The 25,315-nt window shown below is 57.6% G+C and carries 24 protein-coding genes; 13 read left to right on the plus strand and 11 right to left on the minus strand.

Annotated features, from left to right (window positions below):
• Positions 1–332: 332 nt before the first annotated feature.
• From ACWGXE_RS08340 to ACWGXE_RS08350, 3 genes are all read left to right on the plus strand, one after another.
• Positions 333–752 carry a hypothetical protein gene (locus ACWGXE_RS08340; RefSeq protein ID WP_447602837.1) on the plus strand — a complete coding sequence of 140 codons (420 nt, stop codon included), beginning with the start codon at positions 333–335 and terminating at the stop codon, positions 750–752.
• A gap of 1,093 nt (positions 753–1,845) precedes the next feature.
• Positions 1,846–2,751: a sigma-54 interaction domain-containing protein gene (locus ACWGXE_RS08345; RefSeq protein WP_447602838.1), complete on the plus strand. Its 906-nt coding sequence runs from the start codon at positions 1,846–1,848 to the stop codon at positions 2,749–2,751.
• Between the two features lie 954 nt (positions 2,752–3,705).
• The gene (locus ACWGXE_RS08350) at positions 3,706–4,017 is read left to right on the plus strand and encodes a hypothetical protein (RefSeq protein WP_447602840.1); all 312 of its coding nucleotides are present in this window, start codon (positions 3,706–3,708) and stop codon (positions 4,015–4,017) included.
• 476 nt (positions 4,018–4,493) lie between these two features.
• Here ACWGXE_RS08350 and ACWGXE_RS08355 read toward each other — a convergent pair whose 3' ends face one another.
• Together ACWGXE_RS08355 and ACWGXE_RS08360 are read right to left on the minus strand one after the other, a co-directional pair.
• On the minus strand, positions 4,494–5,000 hold the full coding sequence (locus ACWGXE_RS08355) for a universal stress protein (RefSeq protein WP_447602841.1): 507 nt from the start codon (positions 4,998–5,000) through the stop codon (positions 4,494–4,496).
• Positions 5,001–5,128: 128 nt separating this feature from the next.
• Positions 5,129–5,752: an ATP-dependent DNA ligase gene (locus tag ACWGXE_RS08360; RefSeq protein ID WP_447602843.1), complete on the minus strand. Its 624-nt coding sequence runs from the start codon at positions 5,750–5,752 to the stop codon at positions 5,129–5,131.
• 119 nt (positions 5,753–5,871) lie between these two features.
• On the opposite strand from ACWGXE_RS08360, the gene ACWGXE_RS08365 reads away from it, so the two are divergent.
• On the plus strand, positions 5,872–6,411 hold the full coding sequence (locus ACWGXE_RS08365; RefSeq protein ID WP_447602845.1) for a hypothetical protein: 540 nt from the start codon (positions 5,872–5,874) through the stop codon (positions 6,409–6,411).
• A gap of 7 nt (positions 6,412–6,418) precedes the next feature.
• On the opposite strand, the gene ACWGXE_RS08370 is transcribed toward ACWGXE_RS08365, so the two are convergent.
• Positions 6,419–7,600 carry a YihY/virulence factor BrkB family protein gene (locus ACWGXE_RS08370; RefSeq protein ID WP_447602847.1) on the minus strand — a complete coding sequence of 394 codons (1,182 nt, stop codon included), beginning with the start codon at positions 7,598–7,600 and terminating at the stop codon, positions 6,419–6,421.
• 301 nt (positions 7,601–7,901) lie between these two features.
• Here ACWGXE_RS08370 and ACWGXE_RS08375 point away from each other — a divergent pair, with 301 nt between their 5' ends.
• Positions 7,902–8,408, plus strand: a complete 507-nt coding sequence (locus tag ACWGXE_RS08375) for a hemerythrin domain-containing protein (RefSeq protein ID WP_447602849.1) — start codon at positions 7,902–7,904, stop codon at positions 8,406–8,408.
• Positions 8,409–8,502: 94 nt separating this feature from the next.
• Here ACWGXE_RS08375 and ACWGXE_RS08380 read toward each other — a convergent pair whose 3' ends face one another.
• Together ACWGXE_RS08380 and ACWGXE_RS08385 are read right to left on the minus strand one after the other, a co-directional pair.
• Positions 8,503–9,561: a cytochrome B6 gene (locus ACWGXE_RS08380; protein WP_447602850.1), complete on the minus strand. Its 1,059-nt coding sequence runs from the start codon at positions 9,559–9,561 to the stop codon at positions 8,503–8,505.
• A 9-nt stretch (positions 9,562–9,570) separates the two neighbouring features.
• A complete protein-coding gene (locus ACWGXE_RS08385) occupies positions 9,571–10,017 on the minus strand; it encodes a hypothetical protein (RefSeq protein WP_447602852.1) in 447 nt (148 codons plus the stop codon).
• A gap of 405 nt (positions 10,018–10,422) precedes the next feature.
• On the opposite strand from ACWGXE_RS08385, the gene ACWGXE_RS08390 reads away from it, so the two are divergent.
• Both ACWGXE_RS08390 and ACWGXE_RS08395 read left to right on the plus strand, forming a co-directional pair.
• Complete coding sequence (locus ACWGXE_RS08390; protein WP_447602853.1) at positions 10,423–10,758, plus strand: hypothetical protein; 336 nt, start codon at positions 10,423–10,425, stop codon at positions 10,756–10,758.
• A gap of 88 nt (positions 10,759–10,846) precedes the next feature.
• Positions 10,847–11,734 carry a DUF6279 family lipoprotein gene (locus ACWGXE_RS08395; RefSeq protein WP_447602855.1) on the plus strand — a complete coding sequence of 296 codons (888 nt, stop codon included), beginning with the start codon at positions 10,847–10,849 and terminating at the stop codon, positions 11,732–11,734.
• A 172-nt stretch (positions 11,735–11,906) separates the two neighbouring features.
• Here ACWGXE_RS08395 and ACWGXE_RS08400 read toward each other — a convergent pair whose 3' ends face one another.
• Positions 11,907–12,230: a hypothetical protein gene (locus ACWGXE_RS08400; protein ID WP_447602856.1), complete on the minus strand. Its 324-nt coding sequence runs from the start codon at positions 12,228–12,230 to the stop codon at positions 11,907–11,909.
• A 269-nt stretch (positions 12,231–12,499) separates the two neighbouring features.
• On the opposite strand from ACWGXE_RS08400, the gene ACWGXE_RS08405 reads away from it, so the two are divergent.
• Positions 12,500–12,826 carry a DUF1501 domain-containing protein gene (locus ACWGXE_RS08405; protein ID WP_447602858.1) on the plus strand — a complete coding sequence of 109 codons (327 nt, stop codon included), beginning with the start codon at positions 12,500–12,502 and terminating at the stop codon, positions 12,824–12,826.
• A 14-nt stretch (positions 12,827–12,840) separates the two neighbouring features.
• Here the strand turns inward: ACWGXE_RS08405 and ACWGXE_RS08410 are convergent, their stop codons facing one another.
• The 3 genes from ACWGXE_RS08410 to pgm form a co-directional block, all read right to left on the minus strand.
• Positions 12,841–13,023: a DNA gyrase inhibitor YacG gene (locus ACWGXE_RS08410; RefSeq protein WP_447602860.1), complete on the minus strand. Its 183-nt coding sequence runs from the start codon at positions 13,021–13,023 to the stop codon at positions 12,841–12,843.
• A gap of 5 nt (positions 13,024–13,028) precedes the next feature.
• A complete protein-coding gene (locus ACWGXE_RS08415; protein ID WP_447602862.1) occupies positions 13,029–13,673 on the minus strand; it encodes a hypothetical protein in 645 nt (214 codons plus the stop codon).
• A gap of 107 nt (positions 13,674–13,780) precedes the next feature.
• A complete protein-coding gene (gene pgm, locus ACWGXE_RS08420) occupies positions 13,781–15,430 on the minus strand; it encodes a phosphoglucomutase (alpha-D-glucose-1,6-bisphosphate-dependent) (RefSeq protein ID WP_447602864.1) in 1,650 nt (549 codons plus the stop codon).
• A 179-nt stretch (positions 15,431–15,609) separates the two neighbouring features.
• Here pgm and ACWGXE_RS08425 point away from each other — a divergent pair, with 179 nt between their 5' ends.
• From ACWGXE_RS08425 to ACWGXE_RS08445, 5 genes are all read left to right on the plus strand, one after another.
• Positions 15,610–15,876, plus strand: a complete 267-nt coding sequence (locus tag ACWGXE_RS08425; RefSeq protein ID WP_447602865.1) for a glutaredoxin family protein — start codon at positions 15,610–15,612, stop codon at positions 15,874–15,876.
• Positions 15,877–15,884: 8 nt separating this feature from the next.
• On the plus strand, positions 15,885–16,049 hold the full coding sequence (locus ACWGXE_RS08430; RefSeq protein WP_447602867.1) for a hypothetical protein: 165 nt from the start codon (positions 15,885–15,887) through the stop codon (positions 16,047–16,049).
• Between the two features lie 101 nt (positions 16,050–16,150).
• Complete coding sequence (locus ACWGXE_RS08435; RefSeq protein WP_447602869.1) at positions 16,151–19,450, plus strand: PD-(D/E)XK nuclease family protein; 3,300 nt, start codon at positions 16,151–16,153, stop codon at positions 19,448–19,450.
• Positions 19,440–22,766, plus strand: a complete 3,327-nt coding sequence (locus ACWGXE_RS08440) for a UvrD-helicase domain-containing protein (RefSeq protein ID WP_447602871.1) — start codon at positions 19,440–19,442, stop codon at positions 22,764–22,766. The genes ACWGXE_RS08435 and ACWGXE_RS08440 overlap by 11 nt, the downstream gene beginning before the upstream one ends.
• A gap of 14 nt (positions 22,767–22,780) precedes the next feature.
• The gene (locus tag ACWGXE_RS08445; RefSeq protein ID WP_447602873.1) at positions 22,781–23,191 is read left to right on the plus strand and encodes a tetratricopeptide repeat protein; all 411 of its coding nucleotides are present in this window, start codon (positions 22,781–22,783) and stop codon (positions 23,189–23,191) included.
• A 136-nt stretch (positions 23,192–23,327) separates the two neighbouring features.
• Here ACWGXE_RS08445 and ACWGXE_RS08450 read toward each other — a convergent pair whose 3' ends face one another.
• On the minus strand, positions 23,328–24,053 hold the full coding sequence (locus ACWGXE_RS08450) for a Crp/Fnr family transcriptional regulator (protein WP_447602874.1): 726 nt from the start codon (positions 24,051–24,053) through the stop codon (positions 23,328–23,330).
• 180 nt (positions 24,054–24,233) lie between these two features.
• Positions 24,234–25,022: a prolipoprotein diacylglyceryl transferase gene (lgt, locus tag ACWGXE_RS08455; RefSeq protein WP_447603909.1), complete on the minus strand. Its 789-nt coding sequence runs from the start codon at positions 25,020–25,022 to the stop codon at positions 24,234–24,236.
• Positions 25,023–25,315: the final 293 nt, after the last annotated feature.

The following is a 25,315-nucleotide window of genomic DNA, read 5'->3' on the forward strand; positions in this document are numbered from 1 at the left end:
GATGGCGCGACATCGACACAGGTCATGCGCCGGGACCCGCCCTCGGTGTTTCAGCGCTGCCTGCAAGTGACCGCCGCCTTCGAGTGGCATGGGTTCGGGGCCATCGCCGGTGCCTGGGATGGGGGGGTGGCTGACATGGGGGCATCATCGGCTTTACGCTCTCGAGCGGAAGCTGGGCCGCGTGGTGCTTACCGTCTGGAATCAGAATCCCGAAGTCGTCCGCCAAGCCTTCGGCAATCGAACCGATGAACTGATCGCGATGATGCAGGCCTCGCCGCGCCGACAAAAAGCCTGGGCAGCATCGATCAGCGTGCCGCCGAGCAAGTACCGGGGTGATCGAGCCGTGGCGCTCGGCCTTCATGGCCTTCGGAGAGAGCCCGGTCGTGCAGGCGATGCAGTTGCAACGGGCCGAGGAGGACTATTTTGTGCCGGCGATGAAGCTCCTGTCGCGCCTGGAACTCGAGGAAGAGCTGGGCGCCGGGCTCTGTTTTGACATTCAGGTGCAGAATGGCGGGATTAAGCCGAAGGCAGCGCAGGTCATCCGCGACTTCAGGGACGACAACCCCGACGCGGACGAACTGACGTTTCGCACCGTCATCGCGGATGCGGTGGCCGACCATTCCAATCCCAAGTTTAAGGAAGACGTCCGAGCCCGAAAACGGACGTTGGCGACGGGAGTAGGAACGGTACACGGGGGTTCCTACGTTCTGAAGCAGTGGGGAGTCGATGCGGTCCCATTGGATGACGACTAGTTGAATACTGAGGCGTATATTGATCCCCGCAGGAACGTTAACGCCTCCGACATGCGATAGCTCTACCGAGGCCGCCACAGCTAATTGCAATTGTTTGGCGATGTTCTACATTGCCAAGGCTTTCGAAAGTCACCCACTTCGCAAATAGGGCCATGTGGCACTAGATCAGTTATCTCGCGTCACGATCGTTGTGTACGTATCATGGAGGTCTGCTGTATCTAGAATGATACACGTATAGTATTTAATTAGATACAGCGTTTCTGTCCGGATAGTATTCAGGTACCCATTCGCAATCCCGATGCGGACAGTCAAATGTTGGACCTTTTGATAGTTTTGACGGTCGTAAAGAGAGCGCGCCTTCGGATTACGCACCGGCATCATGATTGCTTGCTCTTTCAGCGCGACCGCTCAAGCTATGACTGTCACGATTCCAGTCATTTTACTAGTACAGGGTCCGTTCCGGCGACCCAACGTCTTTGCTACTGGGCAGGGCTATTGTTGTACGCGGAAAAGTAAGCCGCCACCCAAATCTCCCCGTTAGTTACCCGGTAATTAGGCAACAACATTCTTCGGAATCAAACGGTCCTCCATTGTTATGGGTATGAGGTGGGACTTGTCTGGCTCATCCGTATTTCAGAGTGGCTCAGTATCACGCACACACATCCTCTGTATACGTAGCTCCTCAATCGGAAAGGCTTCCCCCGACGTCTTCGGATGCGACGCGCTTACCCCGGATGCATCAATTGACCATATCACTATGCCCGTGTCCCGTGACGTTCTCTGTAAGGGAGATCCTGATGTGGTGATGGTCTGTCACGAAGAAGATCGAAAAGCAACTCTTCGGGCGATACGCGAGGTACGGAGAATGGCGGCTCGAGTACCGATTATTTTGCTCGCCGAAGAGAGCTGCGAGGACTTTGCGATCGAATGTTTCCATTCGGGGGTGACACGGCTTTTGAAGACTCCGTGGAGTGCTGCGCAGCTCTCAGACGAGGTCACACGGGTCATTGGGCTCGAAGGATGTAAACGCAGCCCCAGGCCGGTCGACGAACATGTATCCAGTGCATGCCGTCTAATTGGCGACAGTACCGCGATGTGTGATTTGCGAGACTATATTCATCAGGTGGCTGGCTCTGACAGTAATGTGTTAATCACCGGCGAAACAGGAACGGGGAAGGAGCTTGTCGCTCAACTGATCCATGAGCACAGTGGGCGCCGACACAAGCCTTTTGTTTGCCTCAACAGCACCGCAGTTCCGGAACCGTTGGTGGAAAGCGAGCTATTTGGGTACGAGCGGGGTGCTTTTACCGGCGCGCACGCCGCGCAGGAGGGCAAACTAGCTGCGGCGAATGGCGGCACGGCCTTCTTTGATGAGATCGGAGACACGAGTCCCACAGTGCAGGCCAAACTCCTACGTGCGATTGAGAGCAGAAGGATCTATCGTCTCGGCAGTACCCGCAGTCATGACCTTGATATTCGTGTCCTTGCTGCGACGAATCAGGACTTGGGAACAGCGATGCAGGAACATCGGTTTCGCAGCGACCTCTATTATCGGCTCAACGTGATTCGCATCGAGATCCCACCGTTGCGAGATCGTATGGAAGATGTGCCGGGGCTGGTGGACCACTATATACAGCGGTTCAATCCGACGTTCCATAAACACGTCAGCGGCCTTTATCCCTATGCGATGGATCTGTTGTTGTCCTATCACTGGCCCGGGAATGTCCGTGAGCTGAGAAACGTGCTGGAAGCCCTCTTTGTCAATCTGCCTCGCGAAGCGGACGGAATGGTTGAGTTGCCCGCGCCCGTCACACGACTCTTGGGACGATGTATGCAGCCACATGCGACGGAGCGAACCATGGTGTTGCGCGCGCTTACCGCGACAAATTGGAATAAGACGGAAGCAGCAAAATCGCTCCAGTGGTCTCGCATGACCCTGTATCGGAAAATGACTCGGTATCGCATCAGCTCTCCCACGTCAGGGCTTACTCCATTCTAAGCTGAGCAACCGCTATGTCGTGATTGTTGATAGTTTCATTCTTTAGGCATAAGGAGGAGCATCATGGCAAACACTGGCGCAGACATCCTTCGCCTTGCCCGGAACCATTTGGGGGAAAAATATAAATGGGATGCCGCTCAGGATACCAAAACTAGGACCTCCTTCAGTCAAGGCCGGGTCATAATCGTGATTGATCCTCTGATAGTCAAAATATCTTCAGGGGATTGAGTCTTTACAATAGGAAACTAATGCGCCTGAAGATGGCTGCGACATGCCTCTAAATAGGAGCGTCGACATGCGTCTGGGCATACTAATCATTATTGGTATTACGTTCACCGGTTGTACGGCTAAGTCATTGCCCCGGTTGGAACAATTCCGACCGAACGAATACGAGCCGTACGGAAAACCCGGCGCCGCTATGATGCTAGGCGATGCTAGTTACGAAGCGTGGTGAGGTGAAGCGAGAAGCCGGTTTTCCGTGATCCTTGCACCGGTGACGGGCTATACGAGAAATGGTATCAGCGAGGTATTGTCAAAAATACACGCTTAGATCCACCCCGTGAACGCTCATGGGCGTATCAGGGGAAGTTATCGCCGATGGGGACAGCCGCTTCGAATTTGAACAATTCCGCCGGGAGATTACTATCTGGTCAGCAAGGTTTTGTTGGAGGACGCTCTCTCCATTGGTACAGTAGTCCTCAAGGGATGGGCGGATTAGTCCATACCAAGATAACCATGAAAGCGGATGAGCGCAAGAAGTGCCATTGACCGGGTGGCGACACGGTCACATCGCGACTTTCCGAAAGCCGTGGCCATTTTTGTCGCAGCGCTTCAATTGGGACGGTGGTAGATGGGCGTAGCGTGTAATCGCACAACATACATTATGGTTGACCACACGCGATGGACGTGGTACAGCGTTGCGCACATTTCGGACTTGAGACTAGAGGAGGAATTATGCCACCGAGAAAAGCAGCAATGGTGTCTGTATCATTAATCGCCAAATCAGTTGAGTCCGCGGTAAAGGTCGCAGCCGCACGGCATGATCTTGCGGTGGAAAAGGAAACGCTCCTTGATCGCTGGGAGATTATTGGACGCCGCCTGAGAGACGTCACGGATATGAATCTCGCTTACAAATTCGCGGAAGATGTAACTCGAGGCGTCAAAGTTCCAGGTCTCGCCGTAGACCCGGTGGCGACAAAAATTCGGGGAGACATCTTAGTCGGTTTCATTGAGAGAAACCGAGCTCCAAAACTCATCAGCCGGTAGCGCGATGTCGCCCTCGCCGAAAGACCTCCTATGTCCCAGCGCCCAACCCGATATGGAGGGAGCCCGAGTAATCGGGATGGTAAGCGGAACTCCCGAGGCACCGCAAATTGCGTATCTCGCGCCTGGGGTTGAGATTGATCCGAGTGTCACGACGCAATTGGGAAAGCTTGAGCCAACCCAGGTCTTCAGGTTCGCTGCAAAATGCGAACAGAGCCGATGCTCCCATTTCAACGGAGCGCGGTGCTCGCTTGTCAGCCGGGTTGTTGAGCAGTTGCCCGAGGTTGTCGATGTGCTGCCGGCCTGCCAAGTTAGAAATGATTGCAGGTGGTATGCCGAGGAAGGCGGAGCCGCATGCCGCCGGTGTCCACAAGTGATTACAATGATTCCTAGGCGAGAGGACGCACTTAACCGCGCCGCTATGCCTTAATCCCCGGCGAGATCGCACAAGAGGTCGTAGCGGGGGCCTTGTGGATCGTTTACTCCACCACCCAGATTGCGAAGCCTTTGGCGCGGCGGATCAGTTCTTCGCTGACGTGGCGGTGAAAGAGTTCTTGCGTCCAGGGCAGGCTGTGCCGGCCCGTGACGATCGTGCCGCAGTCCCATTTTTGAGCCGCTTCCAATACCTCACGCGCCACATCCGGTTTATGAATTGAAGAGGAGAGTTCGGTGCTGAGATTTTCCGACAGAAGTCCGTGATCGATCAGCAACACGAGCGTCGCTTCCAAAGAGGCTTGCGCCGATCTCTTGGCCTCGGCGATCCAGTCGGCTTGGGCCGTCTGTAATTCCGCGCTGAGTTGTCTTTCTTTCCTCGGATCTTCCGCGCCGCCATACTCTAACAGCTCGGGCGGAGTAGAGGGCAAAACATGGAACATCCGCACATGCAGGTCCTTGCGCCCGCCCATCATGCGGGCGACGTAGCGCACGGCCGTGAGCGAGGCGTCGGTCTCATCGACCGCGATGAGGATTTTATTGTGGCGGTCCATACGTAAGAGCCTACCTTAACGGAACTCGAAACTTTGAGCAAGTTCGACGCAGCGGCGATCTTCTCCCCGGGTTATCCAAGCAAGGACGTTCGGCCAACACGCGCTTCAGCATGGAAGTGACGCGAGACTTAGCGGTTGGATGTCCGTCTCCTGAAAGGGCCTCTCTTCGATCCCGCCGGGCCGATAGTCTCACCATACCGGGGATTGTTGATCTCAATCCACCCGGCTCGCATGCTCATCGTGTCGTAGGCAATATCCGCGCGTTTGGCGATGATGCCCTGAAAATCATAGTGGCACGCCATTCGGTGCAGCATCGTGCCGTGTTCCAGGATATGTTCGACGTATACCAGTTTTTTGGAATGTGGCGGAAGCAGCTCTTTGAGTCGTTCTTTTCGGCTCAGCAAGGGGGTCGCTCGGGTGTCTTGCCCGTTGAGCCATATCAGATCGAAGGCGTAGAAGCGGGCTTCTTCCGGTTTCTGCAACAGGCGGGAGAGGGCCGTACGCCCACTCTTGTCCGGTGCGGCGATCGTGCCGTCGAGGATGGCTTCATATGCCGACAAATGTCGTGTAATGGCCGCCGCAAGCGGCGCATAGCCGCCGAGCCACGCGCCCTGGCGCGAAAGAAACCTGGCTCGACCGTCTTGAAACACCACCAGTGCCCGAATGCCGTCGTGTTTCAGTTCAAACAACCAGTGTGGGTCATCGAACGGACGGACTTGTCGTCTCGAAGGGCCGAACGGCGAGATTTTCATACGAGGGCCATATAGCACCATACTCTCAAACTGCTCGCCACAGGGGCGCGATTATGGTAGGTATGGGCGATCCAACGGAATAATGGCATGCTTCATTACTCTATTCATCAGGAGTCGTCATGAGCGCCTTTGCGATCATCGTGCTGGCTGTTGCGACCTGTTTTGCCGCGGGAACCGCGCTATGGATAGCCTGTGCCGTTCTGCACAATCAACGCCTGGTGCAACAAAAGAAAGCGTCGGTTTTGCGGGCTCAATTGATCGCCCAGCTTCACGTCATTAAGGAAGCCATCGTTCCTAGAGGCCGGGCATTGGACCCGCTGCAGAAGGAAATCTACGAGCCGTTGCAATACCTCTGGGTGCAAGCCGACCTGCTCGAACCGGACGAACTCCAGATCATGAACCGCTGCGCGTCAGCGTTGCTGGCATTGCGCCATAGACCGTCGGTGAATCAAACGCAGGCTCGTCATGCCCACAACCTGATCGACGAGGCTTGTTCGGCACTGATTCGGTCTCAGGAGATGGTGAAGCAGCATGACACGTGGTTTTTCCTGGCCGGTTTGGCACAGAGCCTGCCCGGATTTCGATCGGCCGACATTAACAGTGCCGGCTCGGCTCGCGAGTCCGGCGTTCCAACCGAAGTCCGCCTGCTCAAGAATTAGTTCCGGATCATGATCGTGCCCCGGGTTCCTGTGCCCGGTCTCCCCGTCGTCCGCGCAGCATTTGAAACATCGAGAAGCCAAGCAACAAAGCTGCCGCCCAACGATCCGTTTTATCGACCAGTCGAGATGGACCTGAGTCCATTGTAAACGTCGCCTTCATGCGATCGGGATACGCACCGGCCGAACGAACCGGCATGCCGCCGGCCGGGGCCGCCGCTACGGTTGTGCCTTGCGACTCCTGTCGCTTGTCGTCGCCTCCCTGTGTGGACGTTCCACGGGCTTTCTTCGGGTCGGTGGCGACCGCCTGCTCGGTCGGCACGATGCGTGCGCCGCTGGTGTTGGCGTACACCTGGGTGAATTCAGCGCCGAATAACAGGATCTGTGCCGAATAATAGACCCACACCAATAGGATCACGAGGGACCCGGCTGCTCCATAGGCGGACCCGACGTCGCTTTTTCCAAGATACAAGCCGATGAGTAACTTCCCGATAGTGAAGAGCAACGCGGTAATCGCGGCGCCGACCCAGACGTCGTTCCATGCAATCCGGGCATCGGGCAACAGTTTGAACATCATCGCGAACAGCAGGGTAATGACACCGAAAGAGATGACGAAATTGAGAGCCTGCAGAACAAACTCGGGGGCGGGAAGCCAGCCGCCGAACCATTTGCCGAATGCGGACAACCCCGCGCTCAATACGAGAGAGACGAGCAATAGAAAAGCCGTGCCGAGCACTGCCATGAAAGAGAGAAAACGATCCTGAACCAGGCCCCAGATGCCGCGATCCGGCTTGGGCTCGACCCCCCAGATGCTGTTGAGCGCATCTTGCAACTGGCCGAATAAGCCGGAGGCACCGAACAGCAGCGTGCCAATGGCGACGACCGCAGCCACGATGCCGGTGGAAGGCTGGTTCGCCCGCTCTAGCATGTCCTTGAGCGCATTGGCGGCCTGCTCTCCGACCAACCCGGCAATCTGTTCGATGATATACCCCTGCGCCGCCTCCTGCCCGAAGACCAGGCCGATGATGGCGATGATGATCACCAGCAGCGGCACGATGGAAAATACGGTGTAGTAAGCCAAGGCCGCGCCGAGCCTCGGCACTTTATCGTTACTCCAATCGGTGAAGGTCTGCTTGAGCATGCTCCATAGAGCCGATGGACGGATCAGCGATGACCAACTCTTCTGTGCCATAACTTCATTCCTTCTCTTTCGTGAATCTCATGTGCGATATGCCGTCCCTGGTCGTCCGGTACCTACGCGTCGACCGGCTCATCATTGAAAATGTCGTCTCTGATGACAAGCAGCAAGACGGATGCCATTGAACCAACCGGTCAGTCGCTGGTTGCCGGTGAGCCGGCAGAGCGGCGACTTTTACTGTTGTGCCATGGCGCGAAACCGCAGGAAACTAGGGCTTGTCCCAGCTTATGGCGGCTGCGGGCTGGGATATCCTCAGCCGAGAGAGTTGCCTTCATTTATTCTAAGGAGGGTCCCAATGCCAAGCTCAGGTGTCGCGCCGGCGGTGATCGAGATGCTGAAAGAAGATCACGAAAAGGTGAAAGGCCTGTTCGAAGAATTTGAACAATCCGAAGGCCGTGAACAGGCGGAGATCGCTAAGACGGCAATGCACGAACTGGAGGTGCATGCGGAACTGGAAGAACGGCTGATCTATCCGGCGATCCGCGAGGAGATCGACGAAGATGAAAAGATGAACGAGGCGGTCGAGGAACACCACTTGGTCCATGTCCTCATCTCGGAGCTCAAGAAGATCAAGCCCAGCGATGAGCGGTTTCAGGCGAAGTTCAGCGTGCTGAGTGAATTGGTCAAACACCATATCGAAGAAGAAGAGGGAGAAATTCTGCCCAAGGCGGAAGAAAGCGACCTCGACTGGGACGAGCTGGAAAAACAAGTCATGAAGAAGAGAGAGCAGCTTCTGAAAAAAGGAACGCCACGGTCGCGTACGTCGGGTCGAAAGCGGTCGGCTCGCAAGAAAAGTCGCTGAATCACACGGCGGCGGAGAATCTCCGGTTCTCCGCCGCGTGCGCCTGCCAAGTCCAAAACTCAGCCGTCACAACTCAGAAGTCAGAACTCCATCCTTAAAGCGCCCGCAGGAAGGCCACGAGTGCGGCCTTTTCCTCCTTGTTCAATTTCAACTGACCGACCACATTGAAGAATTCCACTGTATCTTCCAACGTGGGCAGTCGTCCGTCATGAAAGTAGGGTGGGGAGTCCTTGATGCCTCGCAGCACGAACGTTTTAATGGGCCCGTCTGCCTCCGCGCCGAATCGCTCCAGTTTCAAATCGTGCATCATGTGGTCGGTATACACCGGAGGTTTGTGGCACGCGGCGCATTGGGCCTTGCCGAAGAACAAATCCTCGCCGGCAATCTCTTGCTGTGACGCCTTGGCGCGGTCGAGTCGGCCCGTCATCGGATTAAGTTTCGGCGCGGGCGGGAAATCGATCATGTTCTGGATTTGCGCCATATGCGGCACGAGCATGCGGTCGATGACATTCATGCCTTTTTTGATGGCGCGGATCGGATCGCCGTTGAAATAGGCCGTTCGCTGTTCAAATTCGGTGAAGTCCTCTACCGAACGCAAACTCCGTTTGGACCCGTGAATCTGCTGATTGAACATGCCGCGCAAACTGACGGTATCGAGGCGGAGACGATCGAGCTGCGGCCTCGTGTCGGGATTCAAATGAAACTGGCCGGTCGTGTGAAAATTCACATGGCAATCGAGGCAGGCGACACCCAGGCTGGGCTTATGAGATTTGCGGTCCGGACCCAGATTGAATTCCTCTTGTGGAAATTGCGTGACCAACATGCGCAATCCGTCGAGCTGCACCGGAGTCACGAGGCCTCGGAACAGCCGGTCGAAATTGTCGACGCTCAGCGCTTCGCCTTGCGAGACATCGCCCAATTCCGGATGAGTCGTCAAAAAAATCGGAGGAGGAAATTCCGGAAGAATGCAATCGGGGAGATCGAACTCCACGTCGAACCGTTCCAGCCTGGGGAATTCGTCAATCTGGACCTGCGGAAACACCATGCCGCCGATCTCATGTTTGACGTGAGGGAGCCGCATGAACCCGCTCGGGAACGCTTTCTTGCTCAATATCTCGTCGGCTGAAAGCTGCGAAAGCCTGTCCCACGTCATCCCGTCCTTCTATTTGACCATGGGGCCGACCGGCTGCGGCTTGCCTTTCGTCATGACGAGGCCGGATTGCGCCTTGCAATCCAATTCGTACCGATCCTTCAAGAGATTATTCTGTTTCGCCATCACCTTCGGCTTATCGGCGACGTCTTTTTCCATCACTTCGTGGCTCGCCTTGTGAGCATCCTGCGCGGGAGGCGCCATAAAGTTGTCATAATAGAAGTCCACGAGCCCGTCCACGCCCTTCTTTTTCGTATCGGCGAGCGCCGGATTGGACTTTTCCAGTTGCTGTCGCTTCGTTTCGGCCTTTTCAGCCTCGGCTTTGTCCTTCTCGATCAGTTTCTCGGAAGAGGACTGCTTTTCCGCCCGCGCGATTTGGGATTGTTGCGCGTTCGCCCAGCAGCCGACTGCAATCAGTCCGACGAGAATCACCCATCCGGCATATCGTTCCCGCTTCATACTGTCACCTCAAATGGCTAGGAAGGTTGGGTTGGGAAGTCTGAGCGGTGGGTTCCGGTGCAAGCTCCAGGCCCTTTCAGACGATCAATGATGATCCGTGGAGTTACTAGCCATGCGTCTTTAATACTTCTTGAACAAAGAGCATCTTGTCTTTATCAGGGGACAGATTGCGCGTCCCAATGTCTCTTGGATGTTCACTATTACGCCCCATCCCCGGCCTATGCCGTCCTAATTGAAAGTGCCACCGTGGTTTCTGGCGTTCGGAGGCGTGGGTTCGTTCGATTGAACGGCCTCCTGAATCGTCTAGGGGGAGACCTAGTAGCTCTTTTAACCAACGGCGAGGTACCGTGTTACTGGAACATGGCGTAGCGGTTGTTTCCGGATCATCCTTACCCGAGGAGAGAGATGCCGCTGATGATAAAGCTGTTTGGAATCGTTGTCTGGATGGTGTTGTTAACCGGAGTGGCTGGAGCCGCCGATGTGGTTCCGCCATCGGATACTCGATCCGAATCTCGGCCAGGCGAGCCGTCTCCTCCAACTACGCAGCCGGCCCCGCCTCCGAGCGCCATTGATCCTGGTATTCAAAAGCTTCCCGAGACGGTCCCGGATCCCAAGGCGGCGGTTCCTCCTCCGGTCGTCGATCCTAACATGGTGATTGATCCGGAAACGGGACGGCGCAAGTCGGAGGAAGTCCAGCCGAATGAGAAGTCAACCGTTCCACCCGGTGCGCCGCGTCGATAAGCCGCGCCTTTCCGGCTCGTACCCGAGAGTGGCCTGAGAGCTGGTGAGAGGGCTGGTCGCGCATCGAACTCCTCGTGTAAAATAATCCATGCCGCGTATTTCAACTCCCCAACCATCGGCCAGGCATCCGAAAATACAATCAGGACCGGTCTGGATCATCATCAGTCTTGCGCTCTGCCTGCTGCTCAACGGCTGCGCGGTTTCGTTCGTCTATCGCCATGCCGACTGGTTGATGTTGCACAAGCTCGATCAGTATTTTGATTTGACCGCGGACCAGCGCAAGGACATGACAGGTCGCATTCAGGCCATTCTCTTGAAGCATCGCCGCGAGGCATTGCCGCAGTACGAGTCGTTTCTCGTGCAGGTCCGCCAGCGTGTGGAACGCGGGATTACAGGCGAGGATGTCGAATGGTTCTATGCGTCGTTTGATCGGCTGCGAGATGATCTATTCGAGCGTTTTGTCGATGACGGAGGAGTGTTCCTGGCGTCGGTCGGCCCGGCTCAGAAGAATACTCTCGCGCGAGCCATGCGGAAGGATAACGAGACAGCCGCCAAATTGGCGTCCAGCTCGGTGCGGGATCGCTCAAAGAAGCAGTCGGATAATACGCTCGAAGTGGTGAAAGACTGGACCGGATTTCTCACCAAAGACCAGCGGGCCAAAATCGTCGAATGGAGCCAGAGGCTCCCGGACACTCAGCCGATGTTCTTTCAATACCGCCAGCAGCGGCAACAGGAGCTTCTGACGCTCCTCGAGCGGCCCCGCACGCCGGAAAGCGCCGCTCAAACCTTGCGTGCCGCATTGGTGCATCAAGAGCGGACCGCTCCGCCATGGTATCTCCATGCTGTGCAGGAGTGGCGCGACGGCATCAAGGATCTGGTGCCAAAGATCGACCAAACCCTGTCTCCTTCCCAACGCCGCTATGCCTTGGATAAATTGCAACGGTTGATCGTGCAGGTCCGGGATCTCCACGGCTAACATTCCGCACCCGCGTGTCCCACGTCTCTCGGGGCGTCCCGCAGAAACCGCTCCCACAGGTGCAAGATGCCGCGCCGCCGGCAGCGTGAACCGGCTTGCGATCACGAGGCCATGCACGAGAATGAGTGGTGAGAGGCGCACGCGGCGGCTTTCGACACCACCGCGACGTTGATTACCGGTTGGCGCGTGACCTGTTTGACCGGCCTCTCGATTGTCCGCCTTTGCTTCCGGCAGAGAGCAGTCCTGCTCGTGAGCCGCTGCTTTTTCCGCCTTTTGCGCTTTTGCTGGCATAGCGTCGATCGGGCTGGAGAGCTTGTCGTTCACCGGGCTTTCGCGACAACCGATGTCCCCGCCTCGTCCCGGTGGAATGAGCGGGACCATGCTCTTCTTTAGTTTGGCCCCGGGACGGAACTTTCAACTGCCGGCGGGCTTCCACATCCAACGGATGGTTACTCGTGCCGGCCTTTCGGCGTGTGACTGACTGGGACTTGGCCACGATCTATCCTCCTTTCCGTGCTGTGATTATGGTTACGAATTCCCATGTGTGGGGCTGTATCTTGATGCGTGCGCACCACTTCACCGCGCAGGAAGCTGCAAAGTGCAGGCCGCCCGGATTTTCCGGCATCTGCTTTGTCGGACAATCAGTGGAATCAAGGCATTTTGCCGAAACGTGACGGACCGAATCGGCGCAGCTTGTCTTGTCAAGACACCCTGTCCGCCAGGACCAGCCGCCGAGCGTGAACGTTGGAAGAATTGGCGCAGGCCATGGCGGCTTTCAGAGCCGTATTGCTCAAACAGAGCCTGTGGGACCGGGTCCGTGTCATGACCTATTCGGAATTCGGCCGGCGGGTCGCTGAGAACGGCAGCCATGGCACCGATCACGGCACCGCCGCCTCTCATTTCTTTCTAGGCGGGCGAGTCAAGGGCGGTCTTTATGGCGTCTATCCGTCGCTCACGGGTTTACAAGGAGGCGATCTGCGCCACACGACAGATTTTCGAAGCCTTTATAATACCGTGATCCTGAACTGGTGGCGCCTACCTGCCCGCCTGTTTCCCGAACAGGCCTATGCGCCGGTGGATTGCCTCAGATAACGTGGAAACAGGTTCTATTCGGATTTGTCGGACGGATCCGCTTCAATGGTAAGCGGGTTGCCGGGGATGCGATACCAACCCGCCGCCCATGAGCCCAAATCAATGGTCCGGCAGCGCTCGGAACAGAAGGGGCGGAAGAGATTCCCTTCCCATTTCACCGGACGGCGACAGATAGGACAATGCAGTGTTTCGGTCATAATCGTTAGGAAGAAACTCTCGTCCCAAAAGCGGCAAATAATTCACCGGTTAGATAGCGAGTTCCGTCCCCGTCGGATGACCGTTTGCGCCGCATGTAATCATTCAAAATGCGGCCATCCCCGGTCTGATGGATGTGTGGGCGGGCCAAGTTCATTCGATACCGTTCGATCGCTTCGGAGACGCGGCTGATGAAGACAATAGTTCCATCAAACTCGACACGTTCCACAATACCGACGTGCGTCAGCGGATCGTTCGCTTCTCCATCTCCATTGTAATCCCAGGTATTGTCAAAAAACACCAGATCGCCCGGATGGACCACCGGCCCTGCATGGATCCGGCCTTGGTCACGAACGTGCTCGTAGATCAACCTCACGCCGTTGACATTCCGTCCCGCATCGACGCCGTCATAGAGATCAATGCCGTGAACCAGGTAAATCGCACGGGTGACACCGGCACAATCGTATGAGATACGCCGCCCCTGACTTACTATGGTCTTGGCTCCTACCAAACCGGCCGCCGTATGGACAATCGCGCCCTGTCGCGCCGCCGGCTGGCCGGAGCGGCAGCAATCGCGCGCGGGGATGTTAATCGTCTGCGGCCGTTCCGTAGAGGTTCCGGCGCACCCGGCCGATAGGGCAATCAGGATCAAAGATACTCCGGTCAGTGTCCGCGTCACCATGTACCAAGTATACCCGACGCCAAGTACCGCAACTCCTCACCCCTTATCACGGTGTCATGGCGGTTTTGAGACCGTCGTCAGACAGCTGCCTGGAAGACCGATTGGATGATGGCTTGCGCGTCCTCCTGAATACGTCTCAGGTGGTCGCGGCCCTTAAAGCTTTCGGCGTACAATTTATAAATCTCTTCGGTTCCGCTTGGCCGGGCTGCGAACCAGCCGTTGGCTGTCACGACTTTCAGGCCTCCGATCGCCGCCTTGTTGCCCGGCGCGTCGGTCAACATGGCCGTAATCGGCTCGCCGGCCAGTTCCTTGCTCTGGATTTGTTGCGGCGATAATTTTTGGAGCAAGGCTTTTTGCGACCTGCTGGCCGGCGCATCGATTCGTTCGTAGACCGGGTCGCCGAGGCCGACGGTCAATGCATGATAGAGTTCCGACGGATCTTTACCCGTGACCGCCATGATCTCGGCGGCTAAGAGATCCATGATGATCCCGTCCTTGTCGGTGACCCAGACAGATCCATCGCGCCGGAGAAACGCCGCCCCCGCGCTCTCTTCTCCGCCGAATCCAAGTGACCCGTCGAGCAAGCCGGGCACGAACCATTTGAAGCCGACCGGTACTTCAACGACACGACGGCCGATCTTGCCGGCGACCCGATCGATGATGCTGCTGCTGACGATCGTCTTGCCGACTGCCGCATCGGCCCGCCAGTCCGGACGGTGGGTGAAGAGATAGTCGATCGCGGCTGCCAGATAGTGATTGGGATTCATCAATCCGCCGCCGCGCGTTACGATGCCGTGCCGGTCCGTATCGGTGTCATTGCCGAAGGCTAAGTCGAAGCGGTCTTTCAGCGCGATCAGCGACGCCATGGCGTAAGGTGACGAGCAATCCATGCGTATCTTTCCGTCCCAATCCAGCGTCATGAATCGAAAGGTTGAATCAACGGAGGGATTCACGATCTGAATGTCCAAACCGTATCGGTCGGCGAGTGGATGCCAATAGGCCACCGCGGAGCCTCCGAGCGGATCACAGCCTATCCGCAACTTGGCTTGCTTGATCCGCTCCAGATCCACGACATTGGCCAGGTCATTGATATAGGCTCCAATGTAATCATAGCGGCGCGTAGTCGGAGCTTTCACAGCTTGTTCATAGGTCCGGCGGGCGACGCCGGCGAGGCGGGCGGTGAGGAGTTCGTTCGCCCGTGCTTCGATCGCCTTGGTGACTTGCGTGTCGGCCGGTCCGCCATGAGGCGGGTTGTATTTGAACCCGCCGTCTTCCGGCGGATTATGGGACGGTGTGATGACGATTCCATCCGCCGATCCGGTAGCTCGGTTTCGGTTATAGCTGAGGATCGCGTGAGAAATCACCGGCGTGGGCGTGTAACCGCCGTCTCGGTCGATTCGCACCTGGACCTCATTGGCGGCTAAGACCTCGAGCGCGGAACGGAAAGCCGGTTCGGACAGGGCATGGGTGTCCTTTCCCAGATACAGCGGGCCGCTGATGCCGTTGGCGTGGCGATAGTCGCAGATAGCCTGGGTGATGGCCAGGATATGAGCTTCATTGAACGTGCCGCGCAACGCGGAGCCGCGATGGCCGCTGGTGCCGAAGCTCACGAGTTGATGGAGATCTTTGATATCGGGCGTTCGTTCGCTGTACTCGCGAAGGAGTCGAGCGACGTCGACCAATTGTTCCGGAAGTGCCGGTTGACCGGCGCGGGGATGCAAGCTCATGTGATTCTCCTCATGGGGGACCGGCGCATGGCCTTTCTGCGGTGCAATCTTGTCACGAGATTCGAGTATATCGATCGGCGATTCACTTGTCAGCGTCAATTGGAAGGCGTGCTTGCTTGCATGGTTCTTTCTCGCGATGTTAAGATTCTGAATCGCTTATCTTCTATCGGAGTTCTGTCATGCCGAACATCACGTTGCTGTATTCGCCTTCCTGCGGCGCCTGTCCATCCGCCAAGAGCCTGTGGAAGGAACTAAGGGTAAAGTATAGCTTTAGCTATCGAGAAGTGGACATTACGACCACCGACGGCCAAGACCTGGCCAATCGGCATTCCGTACGCGCCGTGCCTGCGACGATTATCGACGGCCGGCTGACATTCGTCGGCGTTCCGAGCCGGCAGAGCGCAGAAAAGGCATTACAACTCAAGATCAAACCTCAGACAACGTGAAGGACTTTATGATGGAACCCAGCGAAGAGGATATTGAGCTTCCGATTTTTCCCATGATCGACAAAGGGCCGCCTCCGGATTGCGGGATTTGCGGCGAACCGATGTCGTTTATCGATGGCGATTGGTGTTGCGTCGACTGTAACGGCGAACTCCTCGGTCCGGAAACGGGATAGTCGTGGAATGATGAATGATGAGTTATGAATGATGAATTAATGATGATAGCCCCTTCAATTCAGCATTCAGGATTCCGCATTCAGAATTCCTTCCGAGATTGATGCTTCGCATAGTCACAGGACCGTTTCATCCCCATCTTGAATCCGCCCTTGTCTCGGATCTCCGCCGCCTGAAAACTCCCGACCCTCTCGCTCCGCTGGCCATCATCGTGCCGTCAGACTCATTGCGCGATCACCTGAAACGCTTGTTGTGCCTGGGACAGGGCCTTTCCCTGATCCACGTCCATATCCTGACCTTCCATCAGCTAGCCTTGCGCCTGTTGAGTGAGCGGCAACCGTTCGACACTAACCGCCTGCAGTCTCCCATCTATTTCCATGAACTCGTGCACCATCTGCTACGGAGGCAGCCGGCGGGAAGTACCTGGCATGCGCTGGCGGAGACGCCGGGGGCTTGGAGCGCGTTGTTTGCGACCCTCAAAGATTTAAAAGATGCGGCGGTGGATCCGGATCGTGTTGCAGATGTCTGGGGTCAACGATGGCCGGGACAGTCGCCGGAACCGCAACCATTGTGGCTGCTCTATCGCCAGTTCCTTGAAATGCGGCGCCGGCTATCCGCTTGGGACGCCGATGATCTGGCATCGCTCGCGACGGCCGAGGTTCCTGGTTCCGTGTTCCTCGCCGGTGTCCGGCATGCGCTCTATTATGGGTTTTACGACCTCACGCAAGTCCAACTGGATTTTTTTCGCGCCGTGACGGCCGTTGTGTCAGCGACGGTCTATTTTCCATTGGCGGACGGCCACGCCGAGTTTACATTTGCCCAACGGTTTTTCGACGCGCATATCCGCGGGTTGGGCGTCTCCGAATTGCCGTCACGCCGCGGTGAGAAGTCGTCCGGCCGGCAGCTCGCCTTATTCGACGAAACTCTGCCGGAGCCGGCTTTTAACAACCCCGCCGATTCCCTCACGCCGGGACTGCCGATCATTCCGCGCGTCATGTGCGCGGGCAATCCGCTCGATGAAGTGACGACGGTGGCGAAAGATATTCTAAGCCTCGTCGAAGAACGCGGCTATCGGTTCGCCGATATCGGAGTTGCCGTTCGATCGCTGGCCGGCTATGACGACGTGCTCGCCCGCGTGTTCGCCGAACAGGGCGTCCCAATGGCAAAAGACTTAGGGCGGCCCCTTGGAGTGTGGCCCTGCGTCAAAGCGGTTCTTCAACTGCTTGCGGTGAGAGCATCGAACTTTCATCGCGACGATGTGCTGGAATTGCTGTCCTCGCCGTTCCTGCGATATGAGACTGTGTGTCCCCACCCGGCGGCGGCACGCCCGGATCTCTGGACTGTGGCTGTACGGCGTTTGGGAATCACCAAGGGACGAGATGAGTGGCGCCGGCTGACGCGATTTGTCGAGCAAGGCCTGCCGCTCCATGATGGAGACGAGGATGGCGCCGGTTCCACCGTGCCGGCCCAACAGGTTCGTCTGCTCTATGACATGTTCAGCAACCTTGCGGATGCCTTAGAGGCGATCCCGGACTCCGGTTCGTGGACTGAGTACGTCGATCGGCTGCAAGCATTGGGAGACCGGTTGCTTCTTGTCGATCGTTCAGGCGCCGAGGAATCAGAGGCGGATCCCATGGCCTCAACGTTTGAGGTGTTGGGTGAACTACGGCATCTCGACGACTTCTCGGATCCGGTGCCGTTGAAGGAATTCGTTCTCACGGCCCACCGAGCGGTGGAAGGCACACGGGGTCTGTCTCGCTCCGTGCAGGGCTGCGGCGTGCAGGTGTTGGACGCCATGGCGGCGCGCGGCCTCTCGTTTCGCGCGTTATACGTGCTGGGCCTCAACGAAAAATGCTTTCCTCGTTTTATCCATGAAGATGCATTTCTCCGCGATGCCGTGCGCCATATGCTCGAGCAGGACATCGGGTACAAGGTTGAAGCGAAGTTGGCGGGTTATGAGGAAGAGCGCCTGCTGTTCGCGCTCCTTCGCCGATCGGCGCGCGACTATCTGATGTTGTCGTATCAACGGGCGGACCGTGCGGGACGGCCGTTGGCGCCGTCCGGTTATGTGGACGAACTATGCCGGGAGCCGCCGGCGGCGATCCAACACATTCCGCGGCGGCCGGCGGCGCGATTTGAGACGGTTCCACAATATCGGACCGGCTCTTTGACGGAAGCGGAACTCGCGACCCGTTCCTTGCTGGAGCGCCGCATGCCCGTCCCCCTCTACAGCCGATATCCCGGAGGGCTCTTATTGGAGCGAAGCCTGCCCGTGCTTCAAGTTCATGAACGGATAGAGCGCCGCCTCGGAGCCTATGACGGCCTCATCGGCGCCGGGTCCGCCTTTTGGCAGACGGTCCTCTCTCGCGGCCTGTCGCCCACGGCGTTGCAGAGGTATGCGACCTGTCCGTTTCAATTTTTAGCCGCGTCTATCCTTCATCTTGGCCGGGAAGAGCCCGACTCGCCGGGTGATCCGATCGGGCCGCTGGAGCAGGGAACGCTGGCTCATCGGATTCTTCGCCGGTGGATGGAAGAGTTGGCGAGCGCGAGATGGTTCGGGACGGAGAAGCGGACGCCCGTCATCGATCCCTTGATCCTCCTGGACGAGTGCGCCAGCACGGTTTTTGCGGATTACGAATCGGTGCATCCGGTCGGCTACGCCCTGACATGGGAATTGCGACAGCGTGAACTCGTGGGATTTCTACGGGAAGTCGCGCGGCTGGAATTGACCGAACTGGACGGCCGATGGGAGCCCAGGCTGTTTGAACATCCGGTGAACGGGGTCCTCCCCGTAGATTTTCCGGACGAATCGATCATGGTCCCGATCAAGGGGCGATTGGATCGAGTCGACTGGTCGCCGCAACAACGCCTCTTTCGGATTGTCGACTATAAATTTAAACGCACGAGGGAGCCGAAATCGCACGAGACGAATCTCGGGCTCGCCGCGGTCCGCGGATACAATCTTCAACCTCCGCTCTATCTGTTGATGGCCGAGGCGGCCCTGGCAGCCGATCTCGGCGCGCCTCCGCCGATGTGCAACGCAGTCTGGTTTTACTATCTGGCGCCTGCTTGGAAAGAACCGCTGAAGCGAGTGCCGTTTCCGGGCGACGCCTGGCGATCTTCGATGTCCGGAGCGCTGTCTACCTCACTCACCCGAATGTTTACCGGCATCAGAGACGGCGCGTTCTTCATTGCGCCCCATGAATCCGTGTGCGGGCGGTGCGATTTCGGCGGTATGTGCAGAAGAACGCATCAGCCCAGCGCATGGCGGGCACGAGCGGACACATCGACGATTCAATCTCACCGTGATTTGCGACGGGCGCAACTTCCCGGTTCCGGCGACCAGGCGCCGTTCAGCGAATCGAAGCCGGGCAAGACTGTCGCGGATGAGGATGAAGGCTGAGATGGCATCGCTGCTCGATCGGCCGTCCCGTGAACGAGCGGCGACGGCAACAGATCGGAATATCGTCGTCACCGCCGGAGCGGGCACCGGGAAGACGACCTTGCTCGTCGACCGGCTCGTGCACCTATTGCTGTACCGGGATCCACCCTTTCCGCTGAGCGAGGTGGTGGCGCTGACCTTTACCAACAAGGCCGCCAACGAAATGAAAATGCGGCTACGCGCCAGGCTGATGGGATTGCGTGAGCATGACGCAGCGAGAATTGCCTTGGCGGAGCTCGAACAGAGCCAAATCGGTACTATCCATAGTTTTGCCGCCCATCTCCTGCGACTGTATCCGATTGAAGGAGCGGTGGATCCGTCGTTTCAGCAAGACGAAGGCGTGGAGTTTGATGAACAGTTCGAGAGGGAATGGAGACTGTGGCTCGATAGCGAACTGGGATTAGACGGGCCATGTCATGACACGTGGCGAACGATCCTGAGCGCCCTGTCGCTCGACGATCTTGAACACTTGGCGAAGTCACTTTGCGGCGAATCGGTTCCGTTGGAGGCGGTGGCCTCCATTTCCGATGCCGCATTGCCGGCTCCGATCCGATTATGGTTCACGCAGCTAGCCGATCAGGCCGACCGACTTGCGGATACTCATGATAAGCATACCCTTATCGACACACTCTTGATCCAGGCGGCGCAGCTCTGGCGTGCGGCGTCGGCGGATGGGCTGGTCGGGCCGGCGGGACCTCAGGCGTATCATGTTCTCGATCGTCCGGCGCCGGCTCAAACGAACTCGTGGACGGATGAAGAGTACCGCCGTGCGAGGCATTTGTTGCGCATCGCCCGCGGCTGCCTCAACGTGAACGAGGTTCCGCTTCACGCGGCGCTGGACCGGCTTCTGCCCTTTGCCGCGTCCTTTCGGCGGTCCTTTCTGGCGACGGGATATGTGTCGTTTGATGGCCTGCTGGCACGGTGCCGCGCCATGCTGCGTGACTGTCCGGACGTCCGGCGGCAATTGAAAGCTCGCTTCCGGTCGGTACTCGTCGATGAGTTCCAGGACACCGATCCCGTGCAATATGAACTGATTCTCTATCTGGCCGAAGCGGAAGGGCGCGAAGCGCCCGATTGGCGCAATGTCCGGTTGGAGCCGGGCAAGTTGTTCATCGTCGGCGATCCGAAGCAATCGATCTATGCGTTTCGGCGCGCCGATATCGAAGCGTATGATCGAGTCGTACAGGAGCGCGTGCTGAACCAGCAGCCTCCGGGCGAGGCGCACAAGCTGCAAACCAATTTCCGGAGTCACCGGCGGCTTCTCGACACGGTGAATACTTTTTTCAGCGGCATTTTTCCCGCCGTGGCCGAGGTGGGGTTGCAGCCTCAGCACGACCCCCTCCTTCCCTGTATCGCCGATGAGCCGATTCTCGCGGATGAGCGGGTCGAACTCCGGCTCGTCGTGGCCGCCGACGAGGGGCGCGATGCTGAGGCCACGACGAGGGCCGAAGCGGAGGCGCTGGCCCGCTGGCTCGCGGAGGACGTCATCGGGCAGCAACAGATCGTTGAGCACGGCGTGCCCGCCACGATCCAACCGGGGCATGTTGCGGTCTTGTTCCGGACCTTAGGCGCACTCCGTGACTACGTGGAGGCGTTTCGGCGGTACGGTGTTCCCTGCCAAGCCGAGGGAGAACGTCATTTTTATGAACGCCAGGAAATCCTCGATACCGTCAATATCCTGCGCGCCGCGGCCGATCCCCATGACAAGCCGGCCTTGGTCGGGGTGCTGCGTTCTCCGGTCGGAGGACTGGCTGATGCGGACATTGCCGCTCTTGCGGCAGCCGATCTACTCGATTACCGCATGGTCCATCCGGGCGCCGGCGGCAGCACTTCGACGAGCCGCGCATTTGATGCAGCTCGTCCCCTCTATGGGCTCTTATCCGGGCTGCATCGCGACCTGCCCCGTCTGCCCATTCCCGATGTCTTGCCGGCGGTCTTTGCGCGCATTCCATTAATCGAACTGGCGGCAGCTTCCTTAGACCGCGATCAAGCAGTCGGCAACCTGCTCAAGCTGCAGGATCTTGCGGCCGAATTGGTGCGCCGGCCTGCCATGACGTTCCGGCGGCTGGCGCGGGAATTCACTCGCCGAATCACGGAAGTTCCCGAAGAGGCTGAAATGTCGATGGCCGAGGATGATCAGAATGAGAGCCACGCCGGTGTCGTACGGCTTCTGAGCATGCACAAAGCCAAGGGCCTCGAATTTCCGGTGGTGATCCTGGCCGGGCTGCACCGCACGCCGAATCGCCAGAGTGACAGGGCGTTCCTCCATCATGATTGGTCCAGCGGCATCGCCGGAGTTCGGGCTGGGGCCTTCCAAACGATCGGCGGCTTGTATACGGCGGGTAAGTTGGCCGAACGGCGGTGGGCGGAGCAGAGCCGGCTGCTCTATGTGGGAATGACGAGAGCAAAAAGAAAATTGGTGTTGTCCGCGGGGCTTCCCAAGAGCGTTCAGTCGGACAGCTTTCTCGGTTGCATCGCGAACCGGCTCGACCTCGATCTGCAGGAGTTGGGATCAAGCGAGAGCGAGCAAGAGATTCCCTGCGGGGACGGGATTCATCTTTCGGTTCGCAGGGAGTCTGACGGGATCGGCTCATCACCGACCGCGGAGCCCGAGCGATGGCAGACCCTGGAGAGTCTCGACGGTGCGGTCGAAACCGGATGGATCGAGCGGCGCCGGCGTTGTGCGGAGGCCTCATCTCGCCCCATGTTTCTGAGTCCGACGATGTTACGGACAATCGACCGAAATTCGTCTTGGAAGAGCCCGCGCCAATCGCAGACCGGCCCGATCGCCTCGCTGGTATTGGGTACGGTCGCGCATCGCCTGTTAGAGCGCTGGGATTTCATGCGCTCTCCGTCGGCCTGTCACGGTTATCTGGAAGACCTGATCGACCAAGAACTAGCAGGAGTACCAGCCGAGCAAGCAGATTTCCTACGTGAAGAACTTGCGTCGCTCTTGACACGGTTCGTTTCCTTACCGCTGTATCGGGATCTTCAGCGGGCGACGATTCTGGGCCGTGAAGTGCCGATTCTTCTGCCGTGGAACGATCGGCAAGAGGTTATGTCTGGAACGGTCGACCTCCTGTACCGTCTTGATGGAAAGGTGTGGATAGCCGACTATAAGACCGATGCCATTGGGGTCGATGATGCCCGATCGAGAGCGGAAGAGTATCGAATCCAGGCCGACATCTATAAAGCCGCGGTCGTCCGGTCGATGGACATCGACTCTGTGTCGTTTCAATGTATCTTCTTACGACCGGGCCTCGTCGTCACGCTATAGGAAAGGAGCTTATCATGCGCCGTATGCTGCTTTCGTTCGTTCTGCTGGCGGGCAGCCTCTCGGCCGGTTGTGCCACCGATCGAAAGGAACCGATACAAACGCTGCGCGCTCCGGCCGGGACGGCGGCGGTGGTCAAACAGGAGATGGACCGGGGGAACGGTCTGTTCGCTTCACAAGATTGGACAGGGGCAAGGGAGGCCTATGTTGCTGTGCTGGGAATGGACCCTTCGCTGGCGGAAGCCCATTATAATTTGGCCCTGGCGCTGGATCAGATGGGCGAAAAGGCCGAGGCCCGGAAACATTACGTGACGGCGGCGAACCTGGCGCCAGGCAATAGGGTCATTTGGAACGCGCCACCTCTTCGGAAATTCGACCGGGAGCAGGAGTTAGGAAAGAAGTCATTCATGGATGCCAGTCCACGTTGACGACCGATAACCGGGTTCTTTGACTTGAACGACGAGCCCATTCTCAATGGACGACCGGAGGAGCAGTGCGGCGGCATCACCACTTATCGTAAGAAAGGCGAACTAGGGAAAAGCAGGTTGATGATTGCCGAGCGGGTCATGCGAGGAACGTATCGAGCCGGTGCTTCATAATGTGATAACACTCACAGGCGACGGCTTCGAGGGTTTTTCTCTGTTCAATGGTCAGAATGCCGCGAGACGTCGAAATCATCTCCTTGTCGCGGAGTGCTGCAAGAGTCTGTTCCGCACTCTGGCGGCGGACCCCCAACATGTCGGCCAGATGTTCCTGGGTAATCGGCACCTCATCCGCCTGGCTGCGGTCCTGCGCGGTCAGCAGCCATCGGGCACAACGTTGTTCGAGCGAGTGATGCCGGTTGCATGTGACGGACAGGATAAGCTGATCGATCAGCACCCCCAGATATCGACGGACGCAGCGATTCAGCGATCCACGACGATCCATTTCTTCATCGAATAGTTTAGCTTTCATTCTCAGGGCAGTGCCGGGCACCTGAACGGCGGTCTTCGTCATGGATTGTCCATTGCCTTGAAAGGCCAACGTCGCGGATATCCCGACGATGCCTTCGTCTCCGACTTGACCGATTTCAACCGTATCGCCTTCCTTGGTTGTCCCGACCAACGAAAAGACCGCCGACAGCGGAAAATAGACATAGTCGATCGGACGGGTGGGCCAGTAGATGACTTCGCGGGGGAGAACGAAGACCTTTTCTACATGGGTGACGAGTTCTTCACGGTCATCGGCGTTTAAATTGGCGAGGAGACGGTGTTTTAGTGTGTCTTGCGGCTCGAATTCCATAACGTTCATTCGACATGCCTCCTGATCAAGGGCGGCATTGTTACGAATTGAAATGATTGCGTCTGCCTGGTAGATGGCAAAGAGCGACGTTTTCTCAGGGATTTAGTCGGAGTCGGCAAGGGGCCTGCTGCCCCTTGGAACCGACCGGAGCCGTTCATGCGGGGAAAGAATATGAACGGAAATCGTCCCTCAAGGACTGGCGCCGGCGCGGCGTTGATAGCTCAGAAATAACATGAATAATCCAATAAAGATCATGGGGAAACTGAGCAGTTGCCCCATGGAGAACGAGCCGAAGAGGAAGCCGATCTGAGTGTCGGGTTCGCGAAAATATTCCACGACGAAGCGGCACAACCCATAACCGGCCAGAAAACTCCAGAACACCGCGCCGGGAGGGTGAGCGGTGCGGGAGATCAGCCAGAGGACGGTAAAGAGGAGGAATCCTTCCAGCGCGGCCTCGTACAATTGGGAAGGATGGCGGCAAACCGGACCGCCGGCCGGAAAGACCATGCACCAATCTACCTCCGTCGGACGGCCGAACAGCTCGCCGTTGATGAAGTTGCCGATTCGCCCCAGGCCGAGGCCCACCGGTGTCACCCCGGCCGCCAGGTCGGCAATCGTATAGACTGGAATCGATTTTCGCTTGGCGAACAGAATCAGGGCGATAATGGTGCCGATGAGCCCTCCATGAAACGACATCCCGCCTTCCCAAACGAAGAAGACCTTAAGCGGATTGCTCAGGTAATAAGACAGGTTATAGAACAAGACATAACCCAATCTGCCGCCGGCAAACACCCCGATGGCGGCATAGACAATCATGTCGTACACCTGATCGCGATCCAACCGCAGTCCCTTGGCTCTCGATCGGGCCAGGATGATGAAATAGGCCAGCGTGAGGCCGATTAGGTACATCAACCCATACCAACGGAACTGCAACGGGCCGAGGCGCAAAAACACCGGATCAATGTCCGGGTAGGGAATCGCGTGGAAAATCTGCATGGAGCCTCCCGAGGTGGGGCGATCTTAAGAGAGGAGATAGTGGGTTTGCAAGGCAAGCCCTAGAACGAACGGTCCGTGAATAGGAATGCCACACGGTTTTCCGCTACAGATGTGCAAATTCTGAAACGGTTGTCTGCCACTCTGTGCTGAAAACAGCACCGTTTATTAGAGCGTCCTAACGCTCAAGCCGCGCTGCTCAAGGATTTCCGGCGATTCGCATCATGCCATCGCTGGCATGGTTGATGCTGATGAAACCAGCATGCTCTCGCCGAGCG

It is taken from the genome of Nitrospira sp. Nam80, assembly GCF_965152575.1.